Consider the following 25,285-nt stretch of genomic DNA (forward strand, 5'->3'; position numbering starts at 1 on the left):
ATGACCACCGTTGCGCTGCCCGAAGAGCTCCTCCTGCTTGCCTACGACGACGTGTCCGGCAAGGCGGTTGGCTCGCGCATCGGGCTTGATCTGGGCATGGCCGCCGCTGTGCTGGTGGAGCTCGCGCTCGCCGGCAAGGTGGCGTACTCCGACGGAATGATCGTGGTTACCGACGACACGCCGACCGGCGAGCCGATCGCCGACGACGTGCTGCGGCGGATGGCGGAAGACGCGCCGCACACGCCCGCGTCCTGGGTACAGCGGCTCCGGCACGGCCTGCGCGACCGGGTGCTCGCCGACCTGTGCTCCCGCGGCGTGATCCGGGATGTGGACGAGACCGCGCTGGGCTTCATCCACGTGCACCGCTACCCGACCGTGGATGGCAGCGTCGAGGTCGACATCCGCGCCCGGCTCACCAAGGCGCTCGGCGGCGGCGAGCCCCCGGACGAGCGGACGGCGGCGTTGGCCACGCTGGTTGCGGCGGTGCGCATGGAGCCGGCGCTCGGCCTGACCGGTGACGAGCTGCGCGAGGCGCACAACCAGCTCGAGAAGGTCGGCGGCATCGCCGGGTTCACCGGCGAGGTGAGCCTGGAGGAGTCCACGATCCGCCCATCGGTCGCCCTCGTGATCGCGACCCTGGCCCGAGCCATCCACGCTGCCCTGGGCGCCCCCCGCCCGTAACCCGTGTCACCAGATGCCCAATGCGGCGGCGGTCTCGGTGCGGAGGGCGCGGACGGACGCCGCCGCGCGTTCGCGGGCCGCGGGGATGTCGTCCTCCACGACGGGTTCGACCACTTCCAGGTACGCCTTGAGCTTCGGCTCGGTGCCCGATGGCCGGACCACGACCCGGGCCGCGTCGGTGCGCAGGATCACCACGTCGGCGTCGGGCAGCAGGTCTTCGACCGTGGTGACCGGCTCGTCCAGGAGCGCGTCGGGGGTCTTGCCACGCAGGCGAGCCATGATTTCCTGGATCTCGTGTGGCGCGTCGACCCGCACGGAGAGCTGGTCGGTGGCGTACACGCCGAACTCGGCCGCGATCTCGTCCAGCCGGTCGGTGAGGGTGCGCAGTTCCGCCTTCAGGCCCGCGGCGAGCTCGGCCACCAGCAGCGCGGCCGTGATGCCGTCCTTGTCGCGCACGTGCCGCGGCGCCACGCAGTAGCCGAGCGCCTCCTCATACCCGTAGACGAGGTCGTCGCCGGCCCGCACGATCCACTTGAAGCCGGTCAGCGTTTCGCCGTATGGCACGCCGCGGGCCGCGGACATGGCCTTGAGCAGCGACGACGACACGATCGTGGTGGCGTACCGGCCGCGCACGCCCCGGCGCATGAGGTGGTCGGCGATCAGCACGCCGACCTCGTCGCCGCGTAGCATCCGCCACCCGCGCACGGGGTCGGGCACCGCCACCGCGCACCGGTCTGCGTCGGGGTCGTTGGCGATCGCGATGTCGGCACCGTTGGCGGCGGCGAGCGCGATCAGCCGGTCGATCGCGCCCGGCTCCTCGGGGTTGGGGAACGCCACGGTCGGGAAGTCGGGGTCGGGCTCGGCCTGCTCGGCCACCACGGCGGGCTTGGCGAAGCCGGCTCGCGAGAACGCCGCCGCCAACACCACCGCACCGACGCCGTGCAGCGGGGTATACGCCACGGCCAGCTCACGCGGCCCGTCGGGTTCGACGACTGCGGCGGCGCCATCCACATAGGAGGCGATCAGCTCTTCGCCCAGGATCTCGCCCGGCGCGCCGAGCGGCACCTCCGCCAGTGGGCCGACCGCCTGGATGGCCGCTTCGATCTCGCGGTCGGCGGGCGGGACTATCTGGGCGCCGTCGTCCAGGTACACCTTGTACCCGTTGTCCTGGGGCGGGTTGTGGCTGGCGGTCACCATGACGCCGGCGGCCGCGCCCAGGGTGCGGATCGCATAAGCGAGCACCGGGGTCGGCAGCGGCCTGGGCAGTACCAGCGCGGCCCGTCCCGCGCCGGTGGCCACCCGTGCGGTCTGTTCGGCGAACGCCTTCGAGCCGCGCCTGGCGTCGTACCCGATGACGAGCGGACCTGATGTGCCGCGGGCCGAGAGCCACGTGACCAGACCGGCCGCCGCCTGTGTGACCACAGCGAGGTTCATGCCGTTGGGGCCGGCACGCAGCGGGCCGCGAAGCCCGGCGGTGCCGAACGCCAGCCGGCCGGCGAAGCGGTCGGCCAGGTCGGCGGCTGTCTCCGGGAGCCGATCGATGACGCCGCGCAGCTCTTCGCGGGTCACCGGGTCGGGGTCGTCGTGGAGCCAGGCCTCCGCGCGCTCGCGAAGTTCATCCATGTCAGCTTTGATAGCACGTGTCCGTTAGGGTTCGGCGACCGAGGGCGAAATCAGGCCGAGGGCGAAGTCAGCTCGCGCTCACCTGGAACGTGCGGACCATCTCGTCGAAGATCGCCTTGCTCTCCTCGAACCGGCTCTCGGCGGCGGTCAGGTAGAACGAGTACGCCTTGCCGTTCTGGACGATCGCCCGCCACACGCCGTGCCGCATCGTGTCGCCGGAGCCACAGGTGTATTCGAGCTCGCCGGCCGGCTTGCCGCCGACCTCGACCTCGGTAAGCGCCACCTGCTTGTACGGCTTGACGCACGACTTGGTGTTCTTCTTCAGCCCGCTTTCGGCGATCTCCATGAAGCGGGTGGGCGCCGGGTTGGAGTTGGCCTGCTCCACCAGGATGCGCACCCGGCGGCCGCTGTCATCGGGGTCCGTGTAGTCGATGTACAGGGTGGCGCTGCTCTTCTTCCAGCCGTCTGGCACGTTGACGGTGACGCCGCGCTCGGAGTGGGTCTGGGTGGGGAAGCTCGGCGCTGCCTGCTCGGTCGAGCCGACCTGGGCCGGTTTGTTTTCGGCGTCGTCGCCGCTGGCGAGCACGATGACGCCGAGCAGCACGACCGCGGCCAGCCCGGCAGCCGCGCCGATCTGGACCTTGCGTGGCCAGCTCTGGACGGTGGACACCAGGTCGGTGCCGATCCGCTTGGCGGTGTCGAGGGCGGCGGGCTTGGGCGCCCGCTGCGGCTGGGCCCACTGCGGCGCCGGCTGGACCCCGGTGGGCATCTCGTAGGGCGCTGGGGCGGAGTGGATCGGGACGGTGCGGTCCGCTGACGGCCCAGCGGGTGCGGCGGCGGGTGCCGGGAACGCCCCGGTCGGGGGCAACTCGACCGGCGCGGGCCTGGGCTTGTTGCCCAGCTCCTTGAGCCGGTCGGTGAGCGACTCACCCGGCTGGAGCATCGCGCGGCCACCGATCTGGCCACCGGGTGGCGGCGTGGGCGCCGGGGCCGGCACCGGTGGCTGCCAGGTGCTGCGCTGCGCGGGCACGACCGCGTACGGGTCGGTCATCATGTGGCCCGGCGCCTTGCTGGCCAGCGGCCCGGCGAGCAGCTCGCGGAGCATCGTGCGGGCCATCGTGACGTCGTACCGGCGGGCCGGGTCCTTCTCCAGCAGGCCCATGAGTACCTGCGTGAGCGCTCCGGCCCGGGTCGGCGGTGCGGGCGGGTCTTCGACCACGGCGTGCATGGTCTCGATGGGGTCGCCCTTGTCGAACGGCGGCCGTCCCTCCACAGCGGTGTACAGCGTCACGCCGAGCGAGAACAGGTCGCTGGGCGGACCGAAGTCTTGCCCCATGGCCCGCTCGGGGGAGATGAAGTGGGGTGAGCCGAGCACCATGCCGGGCGTGGTGAGCTGCACCTCGGTGGGCATCCGGGCGACGCCGAAATCGGTGAGCACGCAGCGGCCGTCGGAGCAGATCAGCACGTTGGCGGGCTTGACGTCGCGGTGCAGCACACCGATCGCGTGGGCCACCTCCAGCGCGCCGAGCAGGGCGATGCCGATCTTCGCGACGGCACGGAGTGGGACTGGACCGTCCTCAATGATCATGTCGGCGAGACTGCGGGCGTCGAGCAGCTCCATGACGATCCAGGGGCGGCCGCCCTCGTGGACCACGTCGTAGACCTGCACGACCGCCGGGTGCTGCAGGGCGGCCGCGGCGCGTGCCTCGCGGAGAGTGCGCTCGTACATCGCGTCGCGGTCGCTCGGCGCCAAGCCTGGCGGCAGGACGACCTCCTTGACGGCGACGTCGCGGCGGAGCAGCGTGTCGGCCGCGCGCCAGACCGTGCCCATGCCGCCGTGTCCCACGGCCGCACGCAATGTGTACCGTCCGCCGATGGTGGTGCCTGGTGCCGCGCGTCCGTTGGTGGGGCTGACTTGTCCGCCACTCCACGTCGGAATCTGAGTCACTGCTAATGCCACCGAGGGGGGATCGAGGGGCCGAGGAAACCAACCCCCCTATCTTGCGGGGTGCTCGCCTCAGAGAAAAGCCAGACGCAGGAACATGACCCCTCGTGCTTGGCCAACCGCACTGCGTGCGGGAATTGTGTGGTATCCCTCACCCTGCACCGCCCTTCGTGGCCATACGATCCCGCTATGAGTGAACGGCGGTTAAGCGAGTCGGGGTTCCCGATCAAGCCCGTCTATGACGCGGCGGATGTTCCGGAAGACCTCGACTCGCGGCTCGGCGCCCCCGGCACGTACCCGTACACCCGGGGCGTCTACCCGACGATGTACACGTCGCGGCCGTGGACGATGCGCCAGTACGCCGGCTTCGGCACCGCCGCCGAGTCCAACGCCCGGTACCACCAACTGCTCGCCGCCGGCACGATGGGCCTTTCCGTGGCGTTCGACCTGCCCACGCAGATGGGATACGACTCCGACGACCCGGTCGCGCACGGCGAGGTGGGCAAGGTCGGTGTCGCGATCGACTCGCTCGACGACATGCGCCTGCTCTTCGACGGCATCCCGCTCGACCGGGTCTCGACCTCGATGACGATCAACGCGCCGGCGTCCGTGCTGCTGCTGCTCTACCAGCTCGTGGCGGAAGAGTCGGGTGTGCCGGGCAACGCGCTCAACGGCACGATCCAGAACGACATCCTCAAGGAGTACATCGCACGCGGGACGTACATTTTCCCGCCCAAGCCCTCGCTGCGGCTGGTCGCCGACACCTTCGCGTACTGCCGCAAGGAGACTCCGAAATGGAACACCATTTCGATCTCCGGCTACCACATGGCGGAGGCCGGTGCGACGCCCGTGCAGGAGGTGGCGTTCACGCTGGCGAACGGCGCCGAATACGTGCGGGCCGCGCTGGCCGCCGGGCTGGCCGTCGACGACTTCGCGCCACGCCTGTCGTTCTTTTTCGTCGCCCGCACCACGCTGCTGGAAGAGGTCGCCAAGTTCCGCGCGGCGCGGCGCATCTGGGCCCGCCTGATGCGCGAGGAGTTCGGCGCGCGGGACCCGAAGTCGTGGATGCTGCGCTTCCACACCCAGACGGCGGGCGTGCAATTGACCGCCCAGCAGCCCGAGATCAACCTGGTCAGGGTGGCCGTACAGGGTTTGGGTGCCGTCCTGGGTGGTACCCAGTCACTGCACACGAACAGCTACGACGAGGCGATCGCGCTCCCCACCGAGAAGGCGGCCCGGCTCGCGCTGCGCACGCAGCAGGTGCTGGCGTACGAGACCGACCTGACCTCCACTGTGGATCCATTTGCCGGCTCCTATGTGGTCGAGGCGATGACCAGCCAGGTCGAGGAGGAAGCGGTCGCGCTGATGGAGCGGGTCTTCGGGTACGGCTCGGCGGTCGACGCGATCGAGGCCGGGTTCCAGAAGCGGGAGATCGAGACGTCCGCGTACCGGGTGGCCCTCCAGATCGACTCGGGCGAGCGCGTGGTGGTCGGCGTCAACCGCTTCGCCGTGTCCGAGGAGGAGCCCTACGAGCCGCTGCGGGTCGATCCGACGATCGAAAAGGCGCAGGCCGCGCGCTTGGCGGAGCTGCGGGCCACGCGCGACGCGGGCGCCGTCGAGCGCGCGCTCGATGATCTTCGGGCAGCGGCGTCGGGTACCGGCAACGTGCTCTATCCGATGAAGGAGGCGTTGCGGGCCCGTGCCACGGTCGGGGAGGTCAGCGGTGCGCTCCGGGAGATCTGGGGTGTCTACCGCCCGACAGATCGCTTCTAGCGGGCGTAACGGGGTATTGGGTTAACGGACGGGGTGTCCGGCGCTGCGATCACCAGCGTGCCAGGCTTGAAGATCAGGCTGTCGGGCACCTACCCGATGGCAATTTGTCGGGTTTCACGTGTCGCTCGTGACCGACGTGACCGTTACTCGTTGTAGGAGGTGTGGGACACATGTCAGCGTTCGATAACGACGCTAACAGTGTTCCTAGGCTTGCGGAGCGCTCCTACCAGGGCATTCGTGACGCAGCGCGCTCAGACCACTACCAGAACGATGTTGCGCAGCGTCACCGTTTTCGGTCTAGGCTGTCCAAGTCCTATCCCATTCACAGTGATCGAGAATCAGACGTGACGACTGCGTTGACGCTGCCCGAGAGCGGCAGTCCACTGGCATCGTCCTGGCCCGAGACGCCACCCGGGGCAGACCCTTTGCCAGGTCAGCTGGACCGTTGGCTCGCCTCCCGAGGTGCCGAGCTGGTAGCCGTACGCCGTCACATTCACGCCCATCCGGAGCTTTCGGGCCAGGAGTTCGAGACCGCTGCCCTGATCGCCCGCGAGCTGGCGGTCGCCGGTCTGAACCCCCGTTTCCTGCCCAAAGGAAACGGAGTGATCTGTGATATTGGCCACGGCGAGCGGGTGATCGCCCTCCGGGCCGACCTCGACGCGCTCCCGTTGCCGGACGGCAAGGACGTCCCGTACCGATCCACTGTGGAAGGCGTTGCGCACGCCTGCGGGCACGACGTGCACACGACCATCCTGCTCGGCGTCGGGCTGGCGCTGGCGCAGCTGGCCGAGCGCGACGAGCTGCCCGGCCGGGTCCGGCTGATCTTCCAGCCGGCCGAGGAGTGCATCCCGTCCGGCGCCCCCGACGTGATCGACGCGGGCGGCCTGAAGGACGTCGCCGGCATCTACGCTCTGCACTGCGCGCCGCAGCTGCCCGCCGGCCTGGTGGGGGTGCGTTCCGGCCCGTTCACCGCGGCCGCCGACACCGTCGAGGTGAAGCTGATCGGTCCCGGTGGGCACACCGCCCGGCCGCACCTGACCGCCGACCTGATCCACGCGCTCGGCCGCGTGATCGTCGACGTGCCGTCGCTGCTCGACCGGCGGGTCGACCCGCGTGCCGGCGTGTCGATGGTGTGGGGCCGGGTGCACGCGGGTGAGGCCTACAACGCGATCCCGGGCGAGGGCAGCATCAAGGGCACCGTGCGGGTGCTGAACCGCGACGCTTGGCGCGAGGCGCCCGAGCTGATCACCAAGCTCGTGCAGGACGTGGTCGCGGGCACGGGCGCCGACGCCGAGGTGATCTACACGCGCGGCGTGCCGCCGGTGATCAACGACCGGATGGCCTCGGCGATCATCGCGGGTGCGGCCGGCGCCGCGCTCGGCCCCGACCGGGTGGTCGAGGCCGAGATCAGCATGGGCGGCGAAGACTTCGCGTTCTACCTGGAGCAGGTGCCGGGGGCGATGATCCGGCTGGGCACGAGCACGCCCGGTTCGGGCGTCAAGCTCGACATCCACCAGTCCGGCTTCGACGTGGACGAGCGGGCCATCGGGTACGGCGTCCGGGTGATGGTCCACACCGCGCTGGCCGCCCTGTCCACACCCTCGCTGTAGGTCACGATCACGTAGACGGCCGCGGGCGGCGAAGTCGGCGATACAGCCACACGCCGCCCAGGGCCGGCACGCCAATCGCGATCATCCACGGGAGCAGCGCGCCCAGCACCGTCACCAACAGCACGAAGGTCGCGGTCAGGGCCTTCCAGCCGCCCTTGAGGCCGGCCAGGAACCCGGTCGCGTCATCGTCGTCCTCCGGGATCGTCGCGCCCGGCCCGAGCAGCTCCACCGTGATCGTCGAGAGCGCGGTGAGGTCGTCGATCCGGCGCTTCTTGGCCTCCAGCGAAGCGAGGTCGGCCTCGCGCTTGGCCAGCTCGCTCTCCAGCATCACCAGGTCGCTGAGCGTCTTGGCCTGTGCGAGCAGCCGGCGGCCGCTGTCGACCCGCGCGCGCTGGGTGGCGATCCGGGCGTCGAGGTCCAGCGCCTCCTCGGTGACGTCTTCGGTGTTGATGTCCCGGCGCTCCTGCTCGCCGAGCTTGGCCAACTCGTCGACCACGCCGGCGAACTTGTCGGCCGCCACCCGCAGCGTGAGCGTCGCCTGCGTGTACGAGTCGTCGCTGCTGCGCTTGTCGCCACCGACGAACCCGCCGGCTCCGCTGGCGATCGACGTGGCCCGGGTCGCGGCCTGCTCCACGTCGTCGACCCGCACTGCGATCGAGCCCGTGTAGATGATCGCCCGGTCGTCCTGCCGGAACTCTATGGGCGCACCGGCCTGGCCGCCTTCGGCCTTGTCCGCGGGTGCGGCACCCTGCGGGGCCACCGCGGCCTGTTCGTCCGTGGCGCTGCCCGTGCTGCCGCCCCCGTCGTCCCCGCTGCTACAGCCCGCCAGCAACACCGCTGCCGCGACACTCGTCGCACCTATCCACCACCTGATTCGCATGGTTCCTCCGACGGGCCCGCCCGGTTACCGGTTCCGGAAGGCTGGCCCCGGTAGCGTCACGGTTCGGGGACGAGGAGGTCACGATGCAGCAGGACGTCGCGACCCGGCTGTACACGGAGGCGCCGGACCGGTTCGTGGCCGCCCGCGACGAGGCGGTGGCTAAGGCGCGTGCCGCCGGTGACCTCGACGCCGCGCGGCAGATCGCCAAGCTGCGCAAGCCGACCGTGGCCGCCTGGCTGGTCAACCTGCTCGCGCACCGGCGGCCCGAGCTGGTCGACGAGCTCGCCGACCTGTCGGCTGCGCTGCGCGCGGCGCAGCGCAACCTGCGCGGCGCCGAGCTGCGCGACCTGTCCAAGCAGCGGCGGCAGGCGGTCGCGGCACTGGTCGCGGCGGCACGAGCCCTCGCGGTGGCCGAAGACCCCCTGCTCGCCCGCGCGAAGCTCCCGCTCGCCGACGTGGAGAACACCCTGAACGCGGCCATGTCCGACGAGGACATCGCCGCCCAGGTGCGCTCCGGCCGGCTGGTGCGTGCGGCCACGTACGCGGGGTTCGGAGAGGTGCCGAGGCCGCGGTTGCGGCTGGTCGGCGCACGCTCGCACGAGCGACCCGAGCGAGGCGAGGGCATCAGACACAGCGACGACGAACCGTCGCCGGCCAAGCCGGCACCCGAGCGGACCGAAGAGGACCGCCGGGACGCCCTTGCCAAGGAGCTGGCGGTCGCGCGTACCGGAGAGAAACGGGCGGAAAAGGACCTGGCTCGCGCCGTCGACGACGAGCGGCGCGGCGCCGAGGCCCTTGCCGAGATCGTGGCCGCCCTCGCCGACCTAGAACGCCGCCGGGCAGCGGCCGAGCAGGACGTCAGCCAGCGCAAGCTGGCGCGAAAAACGGCCGAGAGAGCCGCGGCGGTGGCCCGGCGGCGCACCGGTGAAGTGGAAGGCGCACTAGAAGCGCTCGACCGGAAAGGGGCGGGAAGGGCACAATCTGGCGCGTGACCCCCGAACAGGCCGCCACCGCCGCCAAGCCCGGTGTGTTGGAGCTGGGTGGGGCGTTCAGCGACGATCCGCGTACGCTGCGCCGCGCCCGGCTCATGGGGCTGTCCGGCTGGGCGTTCTATGTGGCGGGTCGGGGCGGCGCCCTCGGCGACGTGCGCACCGACACAGTGGCCGCAGCGCTGGGCTTCATCGCGCCGGAAGCGGTGGTCGACGGCTGGGAGGCCGCCCGCCGCGTCGTGCCGCCCATGGAGGTCGCCTCCGCCCGGCTCGCCGAGTGCTGCCGGTGGGGCGTGGAAAACCTCGGCGACTTCGCGCGGCTCGACAGGCTGACCGAGCTGGTCCAGCGGCTGGTGGTCTCGGCAGACCCGGCCGGCATGCCCCTGTTCGCCGCGTGGCGGGCGATGCCGGTGCCCGACGACGCACCCGCGGCCCGCGCTGCGGTGCTGCTCCACCTGCTTCGCGAGTACCGGGGCGGCGGTCACCTGCTGGCCGTACGTGCCAGCGGCCTCACGCCGCTGGAGGCGATCATCGCCGGGCCGGACGGGGAAGCCGGGGCGGTGGCGTTCGGCTGGCAGCCGCCCTACCCGCCGATCGGTCCCCTGGTGCGCCGTCGCATGTGGGCCGAGGCGGTCACCGACCGGATCAGCTCCAGCGCGTTCGCGGTGCTGGAGTCGTCGGAGCGGGTCGAGCTCGTCGGCCTGCTCGACAGCGCCCTGCACATGGTGCAGGCGCGCACCGGGGCAGGGCCGAAAGAGGGGATCACCGACGACCTGGGAGCGGCCGCGCGCCGCGTGATGGGGGAGTCGGGCCCGGTAAATGGGGAGCGGGGCAAGCCGCCGGCCGCTTGAATGCGGGGGTGGACCTGCCTACCGGATGGACGACCCGCCGCCCGACGCTCGATGACGATGTCCCGGCGATCCTGGCCATGGTGCACGCCAGCGACATCGCGGCGGTTGGGCACCCGGACTTTACCGCCGACGACGTCCGCGAGGCGCTGACCTCGCCACACGTCGACCCGGCCGTCGACTCCTGGCTAGCAGTGACCCCCGACGGCACGCTGGCCGGCTGGGCGTACCTGGAGAACCCGAACGCCGGCGACCGCGAGTTCATCGAGGTCTACGTGCACCCCGAGTACGGCGTACCCGCGCAGCGCCCGCTGCTCGCGCTGGTCCTGGCCCGGGTCGCGGAGCGGGCCGCCGCGTTCGGCCACCCCGAGGTCACCGTCCGCGGCGGGGGCATACCCAACGAGGAGAGCTGGCTCGCGGCCCTGCGCGAGGCCGGCTTCGGGTTCGTCAAGCGGTACGCCCGGATGCGCCGGACCCTCGCCGACCTGCCGCCGGAGCCGGTGCTGCCCGACGGGGTGACCGTCCGGCTGCTGCGCGCCGAGGACGACGTCGACATGCGCGACTTCCACCGCATCCTGGACACGGCCTTCCGCGACACGCCGGACTACGTGCCGCTCACCTACGAGCAGTGGCGCGAGCGGGTCGCCGCCCTGCCGAGCGTGACGTGGGACGAGTGGTTCGTCGCCTCGGTCGACGGCGTGCCGGCCGGCATCCTGCAATCTGCCGACCAGGCGCTCGACCAGAACGAGGGCTGGGTGAAGCACCTGGCGGTACTGGCCGAGCACCGCCGCCGAGGGCTGGGTGCGGCACTGCTGGCGCGGGCCTTCGCCACGTACGCGGCGAAGGGGCGGGACACCGCCGGGCTGGGCGTCGACCTGACCAACCCGACCCGCGCGGCCAACCTCTACACGGCGATGGGCATGAGCCCGGCGTTCGAGGTCGAGATGTACGAGCGGAAGGTGAGCGCCGCCGGCTACGGCGACGCGGTGCGGGTGGGGCGCGACCGCAGCTCCGCCACGTAGTCGTCGGGAGCGCCCGCCTTCTCCGCCGCGTTGGCGATCTCGGACAGGTACCAGGCGGTCGGCATGCCGCCCTCGTACCCGTCGAAGACGTAGACCCAGGCGGTCATCTCCCCGTCGAGCGTGACCACGCGCACGGTCAGCTTGCGGTAGGTGCCTGCCACCACGCCCTCGACCTCGTCGAGTTGGGAGGCGTCCCACGGGTGGACGTCGTAGATCGACACGAAGACGCGGTCACCTGGTGACTCCACGATCGTCGTGACCGACCCTTCCCATCCGAGCACCCCCTCGCCTGCGAAGGTGAGACGCCAGCCTTCCAGCCAGCCGGTGCCCACCATGGGCGAATGCGGACAGTAAGCACGCATCCGAGCGGGGTCGAGGTTAGAGCCGTACGCGGCGTAATGACGCACGGCGATGACGATAGCCCGGCGGACGGGTAGGGGAGAATACGACGGAGCGTGTCGAGTCCTTCTGGGGGGAAAATGAGCCGCATCGTGATCATCGGCGGGGGTCCGGCTGGGTACGAGGCCGCACTCGTGGCCGCCCAGCTCGACGCCGACGTGACGGTGGTTGAGGCCGAAGGTGCCGGTGGTGCCTGCGTGCTCTCCGACTGTGTCCCATCGAAGACCTTTATTGCCAGCTCAGATGTGGTGACCGGCTACCACGACACGGATGAGTTCGGCGTGCACTCCGGCGGGCTGGAGGCGGTCACCGTCGACGCCACAGCCCTGCACGAGCGGGTCAAGCGGCTCGCGCTGGCCCAGTCCAGCGACATCCAGGCGAAGCTGATCAAGGCGGGTGTGACCTTTGTCCACGGCCGGGCACGCCTGGGCGAAGACACGCTCGGTCACACGCACCGTGTGCTCGTGTCTTCTGAAGGTAACGACGGAGAGTATTCGGTCGACGCCTCAACCGTGCTGATTGCCACCGGGGCGACGCCGCGGGTGCTGCCGAGCGCGGTGCCGGACGGCGAGCGCATCCTGACCTGGCGCCAGGTCTACGACCTGCCTGAGCTGCCCGAGCACCTGATCGTGATCGGCTCCGGCGTGACCGGCGCCGAGTTCGCCAGTGCGTACCTGGCCATGGGTGTCAAGGTCACGCTGGTGTCCAGCCGCGACCGGGTCATGCCCCACGAGGACGCCGACGCCGCCATGGCGATCGAAGAGGTGTTCCGGGCCCGGGGCATGACCATCCTCGGCAACTCCCGGGCCGAAGCGGTTCGCCGCACGGCCCACGGGGTGCTCGTCGAGCTGGCCGGCGGCGCGGCGGTGGCGGGCACGCACGCGCTCATGGCGGTCGGCTCGGTGCCCAACACCGCCGACCTGGGGCTGGAGCAGTACGGCGTCGCCGTCGCCAAGGGTGGCTACCTGACCGTCGACCGCGTCTCGCGTACCAACGTGCCCGGCATCTACGCGGCGGGCGACTGCACCGGGGTGCTGCCGCTCGCGAGCGTCGCGGCCATGCAGGGCCGGATCGCGATGTGGCACGCGCTCGGCGAGGCGGTCCAGCCGCTGCGCCTGCGCACCGTCTCGGCGAACGTCTTCACCGACCCGGAGCTGGCCACCGTCGGCGTCTCGCAGGACGAGGTCGACTCGGGCAAGGTGCCGGCCCGTCAGGTGATGCTGCCGCTGTCAGGCAACGCGCGGGCCAAGATGGCCGGCCTGACGGACGGGTTCGTCAAGCTCTTCTGCCGTCTCGCCACCGGCACGGTGATCGGTGGCGTGGTGGTGGCGCCCAAGGCGAGCGAGTTGATCCTGCCGATCACGATGGCGGTGGAAAACCACATGACAGTGGACCAACTGGCCCACACCATCACGATCTATCCGTCGCTGTCCGGCTCGATCACCGAGGCGGCGCGGCAACTGATGCTTCACGGACTGGAGTAGACCGCCCTTCGGGCAGTGGTTGAGCGCCGTAGTGCTCGCTGTGTCCCTCTCCAGGCCGTGGGCCCGGACGCCAGTGCGAATGGCCAGTGAGGGCCAGCGCCCAGCCCGCCGCCGCGAAGATGGTCGCGGCGGTGGCGGCGACGGCGAAGAGGCGCCAGGCGGACGCGGTCAGGGCCGCGCCGCCCAGGTGCCCCACCAGGCCGCCGTACGCGGCCCAGGCCAGCGCGGCGGCGCCCTCGTAGGGCAGGAACAGCCGGTACGGGTAGCGCATCCGGCCGGCGTGGAAGCAGGCGGCCATCCGGCCACCGGGCACGAACCGGCACAGGAAGATCGTCACCGGACCGGGCCGGCGCAGCCCGCGGGTGAGCCGCTCAGCCGTGGCGCGTACCCGGCCCGCACCCATCTGCGGCCTGGACGAGCGGGACTGCCGGGTCAGCCGACCAAGGAGATAGCACGCCAGATCACCGCAGAACACGCCGAGCGCGCCAACCGCCACGATCAAGGGCAAGTTGAGGCCCCCGTACACCGTCAATGCCCCACCGGTGATCATCACCGCCTGGGTAGGCACGATCGGGACGAAAGCGTCGATCCACAACAGGGCCATGAGCAGCAGATACGCGGCTACGGGCGAGGCGACGCCGCTCAGCAGCTCGAGCACGCCGGACCTCCCTCCACCCGCGGTCAGAATAGTTTCCCGGACCCCTGTCAAGCTGGGAATTCTCGCTCAGCCATATCTCAGTAAGCGTCTTGCGCCGCCGCCGCCCGCCGGGGGCGTACCGTTGCATATGAGCGCGTTGAGGCCGGGTCCCCCGTTCCTGGTCTCCCGAAGCGCTCACGGACCGGCGGCAGGTCCCGTGCCGCCGGTCCACCATGTAACTCGCGTTACGCGTGCGCAACGAGATCGGCGTAGCGTCGGGCCATGGCGGATCTTTTCGAGGACTATCGCCTCGGCCCAGGCTGGGACGAGATGTTCGGCGAGGCCAGCATGCCGCGCGCGTCGTACGAGGCGCTGCACGCGACTCTCCAGCCGCTGTCCAGTGCCGAGCTGGGTGTCCGCGCCGAGGTCCTGGCGCGCGCCTTCCTCGATCAGGGCATCACGTTCGCGCTGAAGGGCGTCGAGCGGCCCTTTCCGCTCGACATCGTGCCCCGCATCATCGCCGCCGAGGAGTGGCGCACCGTCGAGGCGGGGGTGGGGCAGCGCATCCGCGCGCTGGAGGCGTTCCTCGCCGACGTGTACGGCGCCGCGCAGGTGCTCGCCGACGGGGTGGTGCCCCGGAAAGTCGTGGTCACCAGCGCGCACTTCCATCGCGAGGCCGCGGGCATCACGCCGCACAACGGGGTCCGCATCCACGTGGCGGGCGTCGACCTGATCCGCGACGAGCAGGGCACGTTCCGGGTGCTGGAAGACAACGTCCGGGTGCCCTCCGGGGTCAGCTACGTGATGGAGAACCGGCGGGCCATGGCGCACGTGCTGCCCGAGGTGTTCGCGTCGACCCGGGTCCAGCCCGTCGACTCGTACCCGGGGCAGCTCCTGCGCGCGCTGCGCGCCGCCGCACCGGTCGGCGTGAACGAGCCCACCGTCGTGGTCCTCACGCCTGGCGTCTACAACTCGGCCTACTTCGAGCACGCCCTGCTCGCCCGCGAGATGGGCGTCGAACTGGTGGAGGGGCGCGACCTGATCTGCGTGGGCAACGAGGTGGCCATGCGCACCACGGCGGGCGAGCGGCGGGTCGACGTGATCTACCGCCGGATCGACGACGAGTTTCTCGATCCGGTGCACTTCCGAGCCGACTCGGTGGTCGGCTGCGCGGGCCTGCTCAACGCCGCCCGCGCCGGCCGGGTCACGGTCGCCAACGCGATCGGCAACGGGGTCGCCGACGACAAGCTGCTCTACACGTACGTCCCCGACCTGATCCGGTACTACCTCAACGAGGAGTCGCTCCTGCCCAACGTCGAGACGTACCGCCTCGACGGCGACGCGGACGTCCTGGCCCACGTGCTCGACCGCCTCGACCAGCTCGTGCTCAAGCCCGTCGACGGCTCGGGCGGCGCCGGCATCGTCATCGGCTCCCAGGCCACCGACGAGCAGCTGACCCGGCTGCGCGAGCGGGTCGAGAAAGACCCGCGCGGCTGGATCGCCCAGCGCGAGGTGGCCCTGTCGATGGTGCCTACGCTGATCGGCAACCGGCTGCGGGCCAGGCACGTCGACCTGCGCCCGTTCGCGGTCAACGACGGCGAGAACGTGTGGGTGCTGCCCGGCGGGCTCACCCGCGTCGCGCTGCCCGAGGGCGCCCTGGTCGTCAACTCCAGCCAGGGCGGCGGCTCCAAGGACACCTGGGTGCTGACCGACAGCCCGACCGACCCGGCGGTGCTCCAAGAGGCCCTCGATCCGCCGATCACGGTCACGCCCACCTCGCAAGGGCCCGACCCCGGTCCCGACCTCGGGCCGGTCACCGCCCAGCAACAGCAACAGCAACAGGCCGCAAGGAGTGTGCCGTGCTGAGTCGGATCGCCGAGTCCCTGTACTGGATCGGCCGCTACGTCGAGCGCGCCGAAGACACCGCCCGCATCCTCGACGTGCACCTGCACCGGATGCTCGCCGACCCGTGGGTCGACGAGAAGACCGCCTGCCGGTCGCTGCTCGGCGTCATGGGCGTATCCAATGTGGAGCAGCCAATGTCGGCCGCGCGCGTCGTGGGCCTGTTGGGGCTCGACGAGAGTAACCCCAGCTCGGTCGTCGGCGCGCTGGCCGCCGCCCGGGAAAACGCCCGCGGCGCGCGCGAGACCGTCTCGTCGGAGATGTGGGAAACGCTGAACGCCACGTGGCACGGGCTGCCGGACGCGCGGCGGCGGGTCGAGCAGCAGGGCGTCCACGCGTTCTTCCGGTGGGTACGGGAGCGCTGCGCGGTGATGGCCGGGCTCACCGACGCCACCATGAGCCGCGACGAGGGCTGGCTCTTTCTGGTACTCGGACGCAGCATCGAACGGGTCGACATGACCGCGCGGCTGCTGTCGACCCACGTGCGTGCCGGGGGCAGCATCCCGTCATGGCTGACGCTGCTGCGCTCCTGCGGCGCCTGGGAAACCTACCTCCGCACCTACCGTGGCTCCCTCGACGACCGCCACGCCGCCGAGTTCCTGCTGCTCGACCGGCTCTTCCCGCGCTCGGTGTTCGCCGTGCTGTCGGCTGCCGAGTCGTGCCTCGCCGAGCTGGAACCAGACCAGGGCCGCGCCGGCGTCGTCACCGACGCGCAGCGGATCGTCGGCCGGTCCCGCACCAACCTGGAGTTTCGCGGCGCCGACGAGCTGATCGCCGACCTGGGCTCGGTGCTGGGCGGCCTGGAACGCACGTGTTCGCAGGTCAACGACGCGGTGTCGCGGCGGTACTTCCGCCAGACGTCAGCGGTCATGTGGGTGTCTGAGGCGGTGGCATAAGTGGTGCAGAGTTGGCGGCTGCGGGTGCAGCACAAGACCGGGTTCACGTACGCGGGCAAGGTCAGCTCGTCGTACAACGAGGCCCGGATGTCGCCTCGCAACGAGCCGCACCAGGCGGTGCTCGACGCGCGCGTGGAGGTGTGGCCGCCGGCCCGCACCTACCGGTACGAGGACTACTGGGGCACGGCGGTCACCGCTTTCGACGTTCACGCCGCGCACGAGGCGCTCCAGGTCACGGCGACCGCCACGGTCGAGGCGCTTCCGGCGGGTGACCGGCTGACCGGTGACGGTGCGGGCTGGGCCGACCTGGCGATGCCCGACAATGTCGACCGCTGGCACGAGTTGCTGCTGCCCACCCCGCGCACCGCGCTCGACGAAGAACTGACCGAGCTGGCCGAGTCGATCAAGGGTGCGCACGCCACCCCGCAGGCGGCCGCCATGGCCATCTGCGAGCGGGTGCGCGCCGAGGTCGAGTACGAGCCCGGTGCGACGGGGGTGCAGACCGACGCGGTACACGCCTGGCGGCAGCGCAAGGGCGTCTGCCAGGACATCAGCCACCTCGTCGTCGGGCTGCTGCGGTCGGTCGGGGTGCCGACGCGGTACGTGTCCGGGTACCTGCACCCCTCGTCCAACGCGGCCATCGGCGAGACCGTCGTCGGGCAGAGCCACGCCTGGGCCGAGTGGTGGGTCGGCCGGTGGATGGCCTTCGACGCCACCAACGGCATCCCCGTTCGCGAGCAGCACGTCGTGATAGGGCGGGGCCGCGAGTACGGCGACGTGCCGCCCCTCAAGGGCGTCTACTCGGGCCCGGCGAACACCGGCCAGGGCGTCGAGGTCGCCATTACACGCTTGCGGTGAGGAGTATCGTTGATTCATGCGCAGCGCATTCGTCACGACAACGCCGGGTCACCCCGGCGCCGAATCGTGATGCGCTGACCACGACATCCAAAGGCCCCGGGGCAATCCGCTCCGGGGCCTTTGTCGTGCCTCGCGGCGGGTCGCCCCACGCACCCGTCAGGGGGAGAAATGATCGACCACCGCAAGCTCGGCCGCGAGCTCGACCTGTTCCGTTCCGACCCGCTCGCCGGCGCCGGCCTGCCGATCTGGCTGCCCGACGGCGCCGCCGCGCGGCACGCCGTCGAGGAGTACATACGGGAGGAGGAGCGGCGCGCCGGATACCAGCACGTGTATTCGCCGCCGCTCGGTAAACGGCAGCTCTTCGAGCTCTCGGGCCATCTGCCGCACTTCGAAGACGACATGTTCCCCTCGATGCGCCTGTCGGAGGACGACGAGTTCGTGCTGCGGCCGGCCATGTGTCCGTACCATGCCCTGGTCTTCCGGTCCAGAGGACGCTCCTATCGCGACCTGCCGCTGCGGATCGCCGAACTGGGCGGCATGTACCGCGCGGAGCGCTCCGGCGTGCTCGGCGGCTTGAGCCGGGTGCGCAGCATCTGGCTCAACGACGCGCACAACTTCTGCGCGATCGACCAGGCCGGCGACGAGGTCGCCGCGATCCTTCAGATGATCCAGCGGGCGCACGCCGCGCTTGGCGTACGGCCGGCCGGGTTCCGGCTGTCGCTGCGTGGTGAGGGCGGCAAGTACGTCGACAACCCGCCGATGTGGGACCGTGCCTCGGCGGTGCTCCGTTCGGCACTCGACCGGCTCGGACTGCCCTATGTGGACGCGCCGGGTGAGGCTGCGTTCTACGGTCCGAAAATCGACGTGCAGGTGCTCGACGCGGCCGGTCGGGAGATGAGCCTGTCGACCGTGCAACTCGACTTCCACCAGCCGGCCCAGTTCGACTTGTCCTATGTGGACCGCGATGGCGAGCGGCGCCGGCCGGTCATCGTGCACCGCAGCATCGTGGGCAGTATGGAGCGGCTGTTCGCGTACCTCATCGAGGTGCACGAGGGCGCGTTTCCGGTGTGGTACGCCCCGGTGCAGGTGGAAGTCCTGCCTGTGGGAAACCGCTCGGCGATTGGAGGGTCGGTGGACGGTTTTGTCCAGGAGGCCATCGCGGCAGGGCTGCGCGTCCGGGTGAACGCCGAAGGCAGCCTCGGTTCCCGGATCCGCGAGGTGGCCGGCCGCCGCATCCCGTATGCGGCAGTGATCGGCGCCCGCGACCCCGACCGGGTGTCCCTGCGCCCGAGGTCCGCGGACCCCCTCCCGCCGGTCCCGTTCCGCGAGGCCATCGCCGAGATCGCCGCCGCGGCCTCGGTCCACTGACCGCGCGTGACCAGCCGCAGCCCCATGCCTGGGGCTGCGGCTGGAGGTGGTGCTAGGACAGGGCGCGGCGCATGAAGCCGCGGATGCCCACTGCCGTGAACAAGGCGCCGGACAGCACCAGGACGAGGAGGCAGATCCACGGCGCGATGTGCGGCACGTCGGGCACGACCGCGGCCCGCACGACCTCGGACAGGTACGTCAGTGGGTTGAATGCGGTCACCACCTGGAACCAGCGCATCGAGTCCAGCGACTTCCACGGGTACTGGGTGGCGCCGGTGAACATCAACGGTGTCAGGATCACCGCGAAGATCACGCTGATCTTGCTGGGCGGCACCATCGTGCCGAGCGTCAACCCGATGCCCGCGCCCACCCAGCTGCCGAGAATCAGGCTGACGATCAGCAGGAGCAGACCGTCGGGGTGCCATGGCGCCGAGCCGAGCACCAGGGCGCCGACTGGAAACATCACCACGGCCGACGCGAGCGCCCGCACCACGGCCAGCGTCAGCTTCTCGACCGCCACCAGGTATGTCGGGAGCGGTGCGAGCAGCCGGTCTTCGATCTCACGGGTGAAGCTGAACTCCATGATCAGTGGGAACGACACGGTTTGCAGCGCGGTCAGGAACGCGGTCAGCGCCACGATCCCGGGCAGTAGCAGGTGCGCGTAGTCGTCGCTGACGTATCCGCCGGCGTTGAGCACCTTGGCGAACACGAAGAGCATGAACAGCGGCTGGAGCGCCACCTGGGCCAGGAACACCCAGAACTCCTTGCCGGTCACGAACACGTCGCGCCAGAGGATCGCGCGGAACGCCCGTCCGGCGGAGGGGCGAATGTCCACATCGGTCATCGCAGTGCCCTCCCGGTGAGCTCGATGAACACGTCTTCGAGGGTGGCGGAGCCCATGTGCACGTCGGTGACGGTGGCGCAGCGCGCGGTCAGCACGGTCACCGCCGGCCCGATCAGCGTCTCGGGCTCCGCGGTCAGGTACAGCCGGATGGAGCCGTTATCCACCGATTCGCCGCGCTCCACCCCGGCCACGTCGGTGAGTGCCGCGATCAGCTTGTCGAGGTCGTCGCCGGGTGCGGGGGTGACGCTGAGGTCGAGCACGCCCTGCCCGGCGAGGCGGCGGGTGAGGCCCGCCGGTGTGTCCAACGCCAGCAGCTTGCCGTGGTCGACGATGCCGACCCGGTCGGCCATCTCCGCCGCCTCGTCCATGTCGTGCGTGGTCAGCACCACGGTGACGCCGCGGGAGCGCAGGTCGCGCACTCGCTCCCACATGAAGATGCGTGACTGCGGGTCGAGCCCGGTCGTGGGCTCGTCGAGAAACAACACCTTGGGCTCGTGCATCATCGCGCGGGCGATCATGAGGCGCTGCGCCATGCCGCCCGAATACCAGTCGACCTTGACGTCGGCCTGCTCGGCGAGGCCGAACTCGTCGAGCAGGGTTGTCGCGCGGGCGTTGCGTTCCGCGCGCGGATAGCCGTGGTACGCCGCGTGAAACGCCAGGTTCTGGCGGGGCGTGAGCGACCGGTCCAGGTTGCTCTGCTGGGGCACGACTGCGAGAAGCCGCCGCGCGGGGACCGGGTCGCGCACCACGTCGACACCGGCGACCATCGCGTCGCCACTGGTGGCCCGGACGCGGGTGGTGAGCACCCCGATCGTCGTGGACTTGCCAGCGCCGTTCGGGCCGAGCAGCCCGAAGATCTCTCCCGGCTTGACCGTGAAGCTCAGCCCGTCGACGGCGTTGACGTCGCGTTTCGGGTATCGCTTCACCAGGTCGCGCACCTCAACGGCTGCGCTCATCTGATTCCTCCCCCGTGTGTAGTTTGCGGATGAGTTCGAGGAGAAACTCGCGAACCACGGCGGCCTTGGCGGGATCGGCGTCCACAGTGGTCAGCGGCAGGCCCCGGTGCGTGTAGGCGACCAGTAGCCGCCCGGATTTTCCAGCGTGTCCACGATGCCGGTGAGCGTGGCGGGCCGGACGAGGCAGTGCTCGGCCACCTGACCGTGGCTAGGTTAGCCCCCTGACAGTTAGGTGCCAAACAAGATTGCCACGGCCGCGCCAACGAAGAGAGCCTGTTCTGCCGTGCGGGGCCCCAACGGCGTTGCCGGGCGGTCGCCGAACGGCACCTTGCGGCGCGCGGCGGAGACGTTGGCCGGAAACATCGCGAGCATCAACAGGGCCAACCCCGCCGCCGCCCAGGGTGCGGTCGCGGGGATCAGCAGGCCGATCGCCCCGGCGATTTCGAGTACGCCGGTGGCGGTGACCAGCAGGTCGGGGCGGGGCAGCGCGGGCGGGACCATCGCGATCAGGTCACTTCGCATCTTCGGTGCGAAGTGTGCGTACCCCGTGAGCAGGAACATCAGTGCCAACCCCACCCGCAGGGCCGGCTGCCAGCCGTCGAGCGCGTCGACACCGGCGAAGCCGGCTATGCGCGCCAGGAGCGAGCCGGCGATCAGAGCGATCAGTGGTGCCATGCGGCGGTACCTCCCTAACTTGTCGCTGACAAGATTGCCCTCGCGAGTGTCATCTTGTCAATGACAAGTTAGAGTGATGGACATGACGGAGTTTGCTAGCGCTCACCTTCGCTCGCGCGGCGCATGAACAGGCGCTCGTACCACCACGGCGACCTGCGGCGCACGCTGCTGTCGGCCGCGGTCGCCGCGATCAACGAATCCGGGCCGGCTGCGCTCAGCCTGCGCGACCTCGCGCGCCGGGCGGGCGTATCGCACGCGGCGCCGGCGCACCACTTCGGCGACAAGTCCGGGCTGCTCACCGCGCTCGCCACCGAAGGGTTCGACCTGCTGGCGGCCGCACTGTCCGAGGCGCGCGAACGCACCGGCGACCTGCTGGAGGTCGGCGTGGCATACGTGCGGTTCGCCGTCGACCACCGGGCGCACTTCGAGGTGATGTTCCGCCCAGACCTCTACGACGCCGACGACCCGGCGCTCCAGGCCGCCCGCGACCGGTCCGGGGAAGGACTGAGCCTCGGTGTGGCGACCCTGCCGAAGGAACGGGTGGGCGGCGACGCGCTGCCCGCCCAGATCGCCGCCTGGTCGATCGTGCACGGCTTCGCGACACTTTGGCTCGGCGGCGCGCTGCCACCCGAGGTGGGCACCGATCCGGAGGCCGCCGTACGAACTATGGCCCGCTTCCTGTTCAGCGACCGAGGAGCTACCAGCTCGTCGGCACCGGCATCCCCTCGGTGAAGCCGGCGGACGTCTGCACACCCACGACCGCTCGCTCGTGGAGTTCGGCCAGCGAGCGGGCGCCGGCGTACGTGCACGCGCTGCGCACCCCGGCCACGATCTCGTCGAGCACGTCTTCCACGCCGGGGCGCTCGGGATCCAGGTACATGCGGGCGGTCGAGATGCCCTCCTCGAAGACCGCCTTGCGAGCCCGGTCGAACGGGGTGTCGTCGGCGGTGCGGGCGCTCACCGCCCGAGCCGACGCCATCCCGAAGTTCTCCTTGTACCGCCGGCCGTCCGCGTCGGTGTACAGGTCGCCGGGCGACTCGTAGGTGCCGGCGAACCACGAACCGATCATCACGTTGGACGCGCCCGCCGCCAGCGCCAGCGCCACATCGCGCGGGTGCCGCACCCCGCCGTCCGCCCACACGTGCCGGCCCAGCTCACGCGCGGCGGCGGCGCATTCGAGTACCGCCGAGAACTGCGGCCGCCCCACACCGGTCATCATGCGCGTGGTGCACATCGCGCCCGGTCCGACGCCCACCTTGACGATGTCGGCGCCCGCCTCGACAAGCTCGCGCACGCCCTCGGCGGTCACCACGTTGCCGCCCACGATCGGCACCGCCGGGTCGAGCGAGCGCACCGCCCGCAGCGCCGCGATCATCCGCTCCTGGTGACCGTGCGCGGTGTCGATGACCAGCGTGTCGACGCCCGCCTCCAGCAGCGCGGCCGCCTTGCGGGCCACGTCGCCGTTGATGCCGATCGCGGCGGCGGTGCGCAGGCGCCCCTTGTCGTCGAGCGCCGGCCGGTACAGCGTGGCCCGCAGGGCACCCTGCCGGGTCAGTACGCCGACCAGCCGCCCCTCGATGTCGACGACAGGGGCGAGCCGGCGCCGCCCCGCCGACAGCCGCTCGAACCCTTCCCGGGGATCGGCCTCGGCCCGCACGGTGTGCAGCTCCGTGGACATCACGTGCCGCAGCTGCGCGAACCGGTCGACGCTCACGCAGTCTGCCTCGGTGACCACGCCGACCGGCCGCTCGTCGTCGTCGACCACGACCACCGCGCCGTGAGCACGCTTCGGCAGCAGGTGAATCGCGTCGCCCACGGTGTCGGTGGGGCGCAGCGTGATCGCCGTGTCGTGTACGAGGTGCCGCTGCTTGACCCACGAGATCACCTCGGCGACCACGTCGATCGGGATGTCCTGCGGGATCACGGCGACCGCACCCCGCCGGGCCACCGTCTCGGCCATCCGGCGGCCGGCCACCGCGGTCATGTTCGCCACCACGATGGGGACGGTCGTGCCGGTGCCGTCGGTGGTGGCGAGGTCGACGTCGAGCCGCGACCCGATCTCGGACCGGGTCGGCACCATGAAGACGTCGCTGTAGGTCAGATCGTGCGCGTAGGACGCGCCGGAGAGAAACCGCACTTAGCTCATGTTATTTGAGCTGGCAGATCGCCGCTCCCGCGGTGACGACGTCGCCAACTGAGGCTGTGAGATCCGTCACTACGCCGGCCTTGTGTGCGGTGAGCGGCTGCTCCATCTTCATGGCTTCGAGGACCACGATCGTGTCGCCTTCGGCCACGGTGTCACCGTCGGCAACGGCGATCTTCACGATCGTGCCCTGCATCGGGGACGTGAGCGCGTCACCACCGGCAGCCGCTGCAGCGGGGCGGCCACGACCGCGGCGCGGAGCGGCGCCTCGGGCGGCCGCCCCACCTGCCGTACCGCCGAAGCCGGCTGGAAAGGAGACCTCGAGGCGCTTGCCGCCGACCTCGACCACGACGGTGTCGCGTTCTTCGGGGCCGCTCGCGGCGGCCCCGGCGCCGAACGGGGGCACGCCCTGCGACCACTCGGTTTCGATCCAGCGGGTGTGGACGGTGAAGGGTTCGCTGGTGAAGGCGGGGTCGCGGACGATCAGGCGGTGGAACGGCAGGACCGTCGCCATCCCTTCGACGACCATCTCGTCGAGGGCGCGGCGGGCGCGTTCGATGGCTTCGGTGCGGGTCTCGCCCGTGATGACCACCTTGGCGAGCAGCGAGTCGAAGTTGCCGCCGATCACGTCGCCGGCGCTCACGCCGCTGTCGACGCGGACGCCCGGCCCGGACGGCAGGCGCAGTTCGGTGACGGTGCCGGGGGCGGGCAGGAAGTTGCGGCCGGCGTCCTCACCGTTGATGCGGAACTCGATCGAGTGCCCGCGCGGCGTCGGGTCGGCCAGCAGCCGGAGTTTGTCGCCGTCCGCGATCCGGAACTGCTCGCGCACCAGGTCGACGCCGGCGGTCTCCTCGGTGACCGGGTGCTCGACCTGGAGGCGCGTGTTGACCTCCAGGAACGAGATGGTGCCGTCCTGCCCGACGAGGTACTCGACCGTGCCGGCGCCGTGGTAGCCGGCCTCGCGGCAGATCGCCTTGGCCGACTCGTGGATCTGCTTGCGTTGGTCGTCGCTGAGGAAGGGAGCAGGGGCCTCCTCGACGAGCTTCTGGTGGCGACGCTGGAGCGAGCAGTCGCGCGTGCCGACGACGATCACGTTGCCGTGCTGGTCGGCGAGGACCTGGGCCTCGACGTGCCGGGGCTTGTCGAGGTAACGCTCGACGAAGCACTCGCCGCGCCCGAACGCGGCGACCGCCTCGCGGGTGGCCGACTCGAACAGTGCGGGGATCTCCTCGATGGTGCGGGCGACCTTGAGGCCGCGCCCGCCGCCGCCGAACGCCGCCTTGATCGCCACCGGAAGGCCGTGCTGCTCGGCGAACGCGACCACCTCGTCCGGCCCACCGACCGGGTCGGGGGTGCCGGGCACGAGCGGCGCGCCTGCCCGCTGCGCGATGTGGCGGGCCGTCACCTTGTCGCCGAGGTCGCGGATGGCCTGCGGGGTGGGGCCGATCCAGGTGAGTCCCGCTGCGAGGACGGCCTCCGCGAAGTCCGCGTTTTCGGCCAGGAAGCCGTATCCGGGGTGGACGGCGTCGGCATCCGCCTTACGAGCCACGTCGATGAGCTTGTCGATGCGCAGGTACGTCTCGGCGGCCGTGTCACCCCCGAGCGCGTAGGCCTCGTCGGCGAGCGTCGCGTGCAGCGCGTCGCGGTCGGAATCGGCATAAACCGCCACGCTGCCAAGCCCGGCGTCGCGGCACGCGCGGATGACCCGCACGGCGATCTCGCCACGGTTGGCGATGAGGACCTTGCGCATGG

22 protein-coding genes are annotated in these 25,285 nt (G+C 70.9%); 12 read left to right on the forward strand and 10 right to left on the reverse strand.

Annotated features, from left to right (window positions below):
* Entirely contained in the window at positions 1-681 is a 681-nt protein-coding gene (locus tag V6V89_RS15870; protein WP_334619874.1) for a GOLPH3/VPS74 family protein, read from the forward strand.
* 6 nt (positions 682-687) lie between these two features.
* On the opposite strand, the gene V6V89_RS15875 is transcribed toward V6V89_RS15870, so the two are convergent.
* The gene (locus tag V6V89_RS15875) at positions 688-2,304 is read right to left on the reverse strand and encodes a phospho-sugar mutase (RefSeq protein ID WP_334619875.1); all 1,617 of its coding nucleotides are present in this window, start codon (positions 2,302-2,304) and stop codon (positions 688-690) included.
* A 67-nt stretch (positions 2,305-2,371) separates the two neighbouring features.
* Complete coding sequence (locus tag V6V89_RS15880; protein ID WP_334619876.1) at positions 2,372-4,252, reverse strand: serine/threonine-protein kinase; 1,881 nt, start codon at positions 4,250-4,252, stop codon at positions 2,372-2,374.
* A 186-nt stretch (positions 4,253-4,438) separates the two neighbouring features.
* Here V6V89_RS15880 and V6V89_RS15885 point away from each other — a divergent pair, with 186 nt between their 5' ends.
* Complete coding sequence (locus tag V6V89_RS15885) at positions 4,439-6,022, forward strand: acyl-CoA mutase large subunit family protein (RefSeq protein WP_334619877.1); 1,584 nt, start codon at positions 4,439-4,441, stop codon at positions 6,020-6,022.
* Between the two features lie 344 nt (positions 6,023-6,366).
* Positions 6,367-7,632, forward strand: coding sequence for an amidohydrolase (locus V6V89_RS15890; protein WP_334619878.1), 1,266 nt, complete (start codon positions 6,367-6,369; stop codon positions 7,630-7,632).
* A 7-nt stretch (positions 7,633-7,639) separates the two neighbouring features.
* On the opposite strand, the gene V6V89_RS15895 is transcribed toward V6V89_RS15890, so the two are convergent.
* A complete protein-coding gene (locus V6V89_RS15895; RefSeq protein ID WP_334619879.1) occupies positions 7,640-8,512 on the reverse strand; it encodes a DUF4349 domain-containing protein in 873 nt (290 codons plus the stop codon).
* An 83-nt stretch (positions 8,513-8,595) separates the two neighbouring features.
* Between V6V89_RS15895 and V6V89_RS15900 the strand changes: the two genes are divergently transcribed.
* Genes V6V89_RS15900 through V6V89_RS15910 form a run of 3 tightly spaced genes read left to right on the forward strand, consistent with a single transcriptional unit; the run spans position 8,596 to position 11,371 of the window.
* Positions 8,596-9,504 (forward strand): hypothetical protein, encoded by a 909-nt coding sequence (locus V6V89_RS15900; RefSeq protein WP_334619880.1) that lies wholly within the window; start codon positions 8,596-8,598, stop codon positions 9,502-9,504.
* On the forward strand, positions 9,501-10,352 hold the full coding sequence (locus V6V89_RS15905; protein ID WP_334619881.1) for an SCO6745 family protein: 852 nt from the start codon (positions 9,501-9,503) through the stop codon (positions 10,350-10,352). Before V6V89_RS15900 ends, V6V89_RS15905 begins: the two co-directional genes overlap by 4 nt.
* An 8-nt stretch (positions 10,353-10,360) precedes the next feature.
* Positions 10,361-11,371, forward strand: coding sequence for a GNAT family N-acetyltransferase (locus V6V89_RS15910; protein WP_334619882.1), 1,011 nt, complete (start codon positions 10,361-10,363; stop codon positions 11,369-11,371).
* Here the strand turns inward: V6V89_RS15910 and V6V89_RS15915 are convergent.
* Complete coding sequence (locus V6V89_RS15915) at positions 11,323-11,778, reverse strand: gamma-glutamylcyclotransferase (protein ID WP_334619883.1); 456 nt, start codon at positions 11,776-11,778, stop codon at positions 11,323-11,325. The genes V6V89_RS15910 and V6V89_RS15915 overlap by 49 nt on opposite strands.
* Positions 11,779-11,850: 72 nt before the next feature.
* Between V6V89_RS15915 and V6V89_RS15920 the strand changes: the two genes are divergently transcribed.
* Positions 11,851-13,254, forward strand: coding sequence for an NAD(P)H-quinone dehydrogenase (locus V6V89_RS15920; protein WP_334619884.1), 1,404 nt, complete (start codon positions 11,851-11,853; stop codon positions 13,252-13,254).
* Here V6V89_RS15920 and V6V89_RS15925 read toward each other — a convergent pair.
* Positions 13,211-13,912: a DedA family protein gene (locus tag V6V89_RS15925; protein ID WP_334619885.1), complete on the reverse strand. Its 702-nt coding sequence runs from the start codon at positions 13,910-13,912 to the stop codon at positions 13,211-13,213. The genes V6V89_RS15920 and V6V89_RS15925 overlap by 44 nt on opposite strands.
* A 261-nt stretch (positions 13,913-14,173) precedes the next feature.
* Between V6V89_RS15925 and V6V89_RS15930 the strand changes: the two genes are divergently transcribed.
* From V6V89_RS15930 to thrS, 4 genes are all read left to right on the forward strand, one after another.
* Positions 14,174-15,757, forward strand: a complete 1,584-nt coding sequence (locus V6V89_RS15930) for a circularly permuted type 2 ATP-grasp protein (protein WP_334619886.1) — start codon at positions 14,174-14,176, stop codon at positions 15,755-15,757.
* A complete protein-coding gene (locus tag V6V89_RS15935) occupies positions 15,751-16,689 on the forward strand; it encodes an alpha-E domain-containing protein (RefSeq protein ID WP_334619887.1) in 939 nt (312 codons plus the stop codon). Before V6V89_RS15930 ends, V6V89_RS15935 begins: the two co-directional genes overlap by 7 nt.
* The gene (locus V6V89_RS15940) at positions 16,690-17,547 is read left to right on the forward strand and encodes a transglutaminase family protein (protein WP_334619888.1); all 858 of its coding nucleotides are present in this window, start codon (positions 16,690-16,692) and stop codon (positions 17,545-17,547) included.
* Between the two features lie 168 nt (positions 17,548-17,715).
* The gene (gene thrS / locus V6V89_RS15945; RefSeq protein ID WP_334619889.1) at positions 17,716-18,915 is read left to right on the forward strand and encodes a threonine--tRNA ligase; all 1,200 of its coding nucleotides are present in this window, start codon (positions 17,716-17,718) and stop codon (positions 18,913-18,915) included.
* Positions 18,916-18,967: 52 nt separating this feature from the next.
* Here the strand turns inward: thrS and V6V89_RS15950 are convergent, their stop codons facing one another.
* The 3 genes from V6V89_RS15950 to V6V89_RS15960 all read right to left on the reverse strand — a co-directional run bounded on the left by V6V89_RS15950 (position 18,968) and on the right by V6V89_RS15960 (position 21,390).
* Positions 18,968-19,759: an ABC transporter permease gene (locus V6V89_RS15950; protein WP_334619890.1), complete on the reverse strand. Its 792-nt coding sequence runs from the start codon at positions 19,757-19,759 to the stop codon at positions 18,968-18,970.
* Complete coding sequence (locus tag V6V89_RS15955) at positions 19,756-20,715, reverse strand: ABC transporter ATP-binding protein (RefSeq protein ID WP_334619891.1); 960 nt, start codon at positions 20,713-20,715, stop codon at positions 19,756-19,758. The genes V6V89_RS15950 and V6V89_RS15955 overlap by 4 nt, the downstream gene beginning before the upstream one ends.
* A 228-nt stretch (positions 20,716-20,943) precedes the next feature.
* A complete protein-coding gene (locus V6V89_RS15960; protein WP_334619892.1) occupies positions 20,944-21,390 on the reverse strand; it encodes a DoxX family protein in 447 nt (148 codons plus the stop codon).
* A 123-nt stretch (positions 21,391-21,513) separates the two neighbouring features.
* Between V6V89_RS15960 and V6V89_RS15965 the strand changes: the two genes are divergently transcribed.
* On the forward strand, positions 21,514-22,122 hold the full coding sequence (locus V6V89_RS15965; RefSeq protein WP_334619893.1) for a TetR/AcrR family transcriptional regulator: 609 nt from the start codon (positions 21,514-21,516) through the stop codon (positions 22,120-22,122).
* Here the strand turns inward: V6V89_RS15965 and V6V89_RS15970 are convergent.
* Together V6V89_RS15970 and V6V89_RS15975 are read right to left on the reverse strand one after the other, a co-directional pair.
* On the reverse strand, positions 22,088-23,527 hold the full coding sequence (locus tag V6V89_RS15970; RefSeq protein ID WP_334619894.1) for a GuaB1 family IMP dehydrogenase-related protein: 1,440 nt from the start codon (positions 23,525-23,527) through the stop codon (positions 22,088-22,090). The genes V6V89_RS15965 and V6V89_RS15970 overlap by 35 nt on opposite strands.
* Positions 23,528-23,537: 10 nt before the next feature.
* Positions 23,538-25,283, reverse strand: coding sequence for an acetyl/propionyl/methylcrotonyl-CoA carboxylase subunit alpha (locus tag V6V89_RS15975; protein WP_334619895.1), 1,746 nt, complete (start codon positions 25,281-25,283; stop codon positions 23,538-23,540).
* Between the last annotated feature and the right edge of the window lie 2 nt (positions 25,284-25,285).

The sequence above is a fragment of the Micromonospora sp. CPCC 206061 genome (assembly GCF_036906915.1).
Taxonomy (GTDB): domain Bacteria; phylum Actinomycetota; class Actinomycetes; order Mycobacteriales; family Micromonosporaceae; genus Phytohabitans.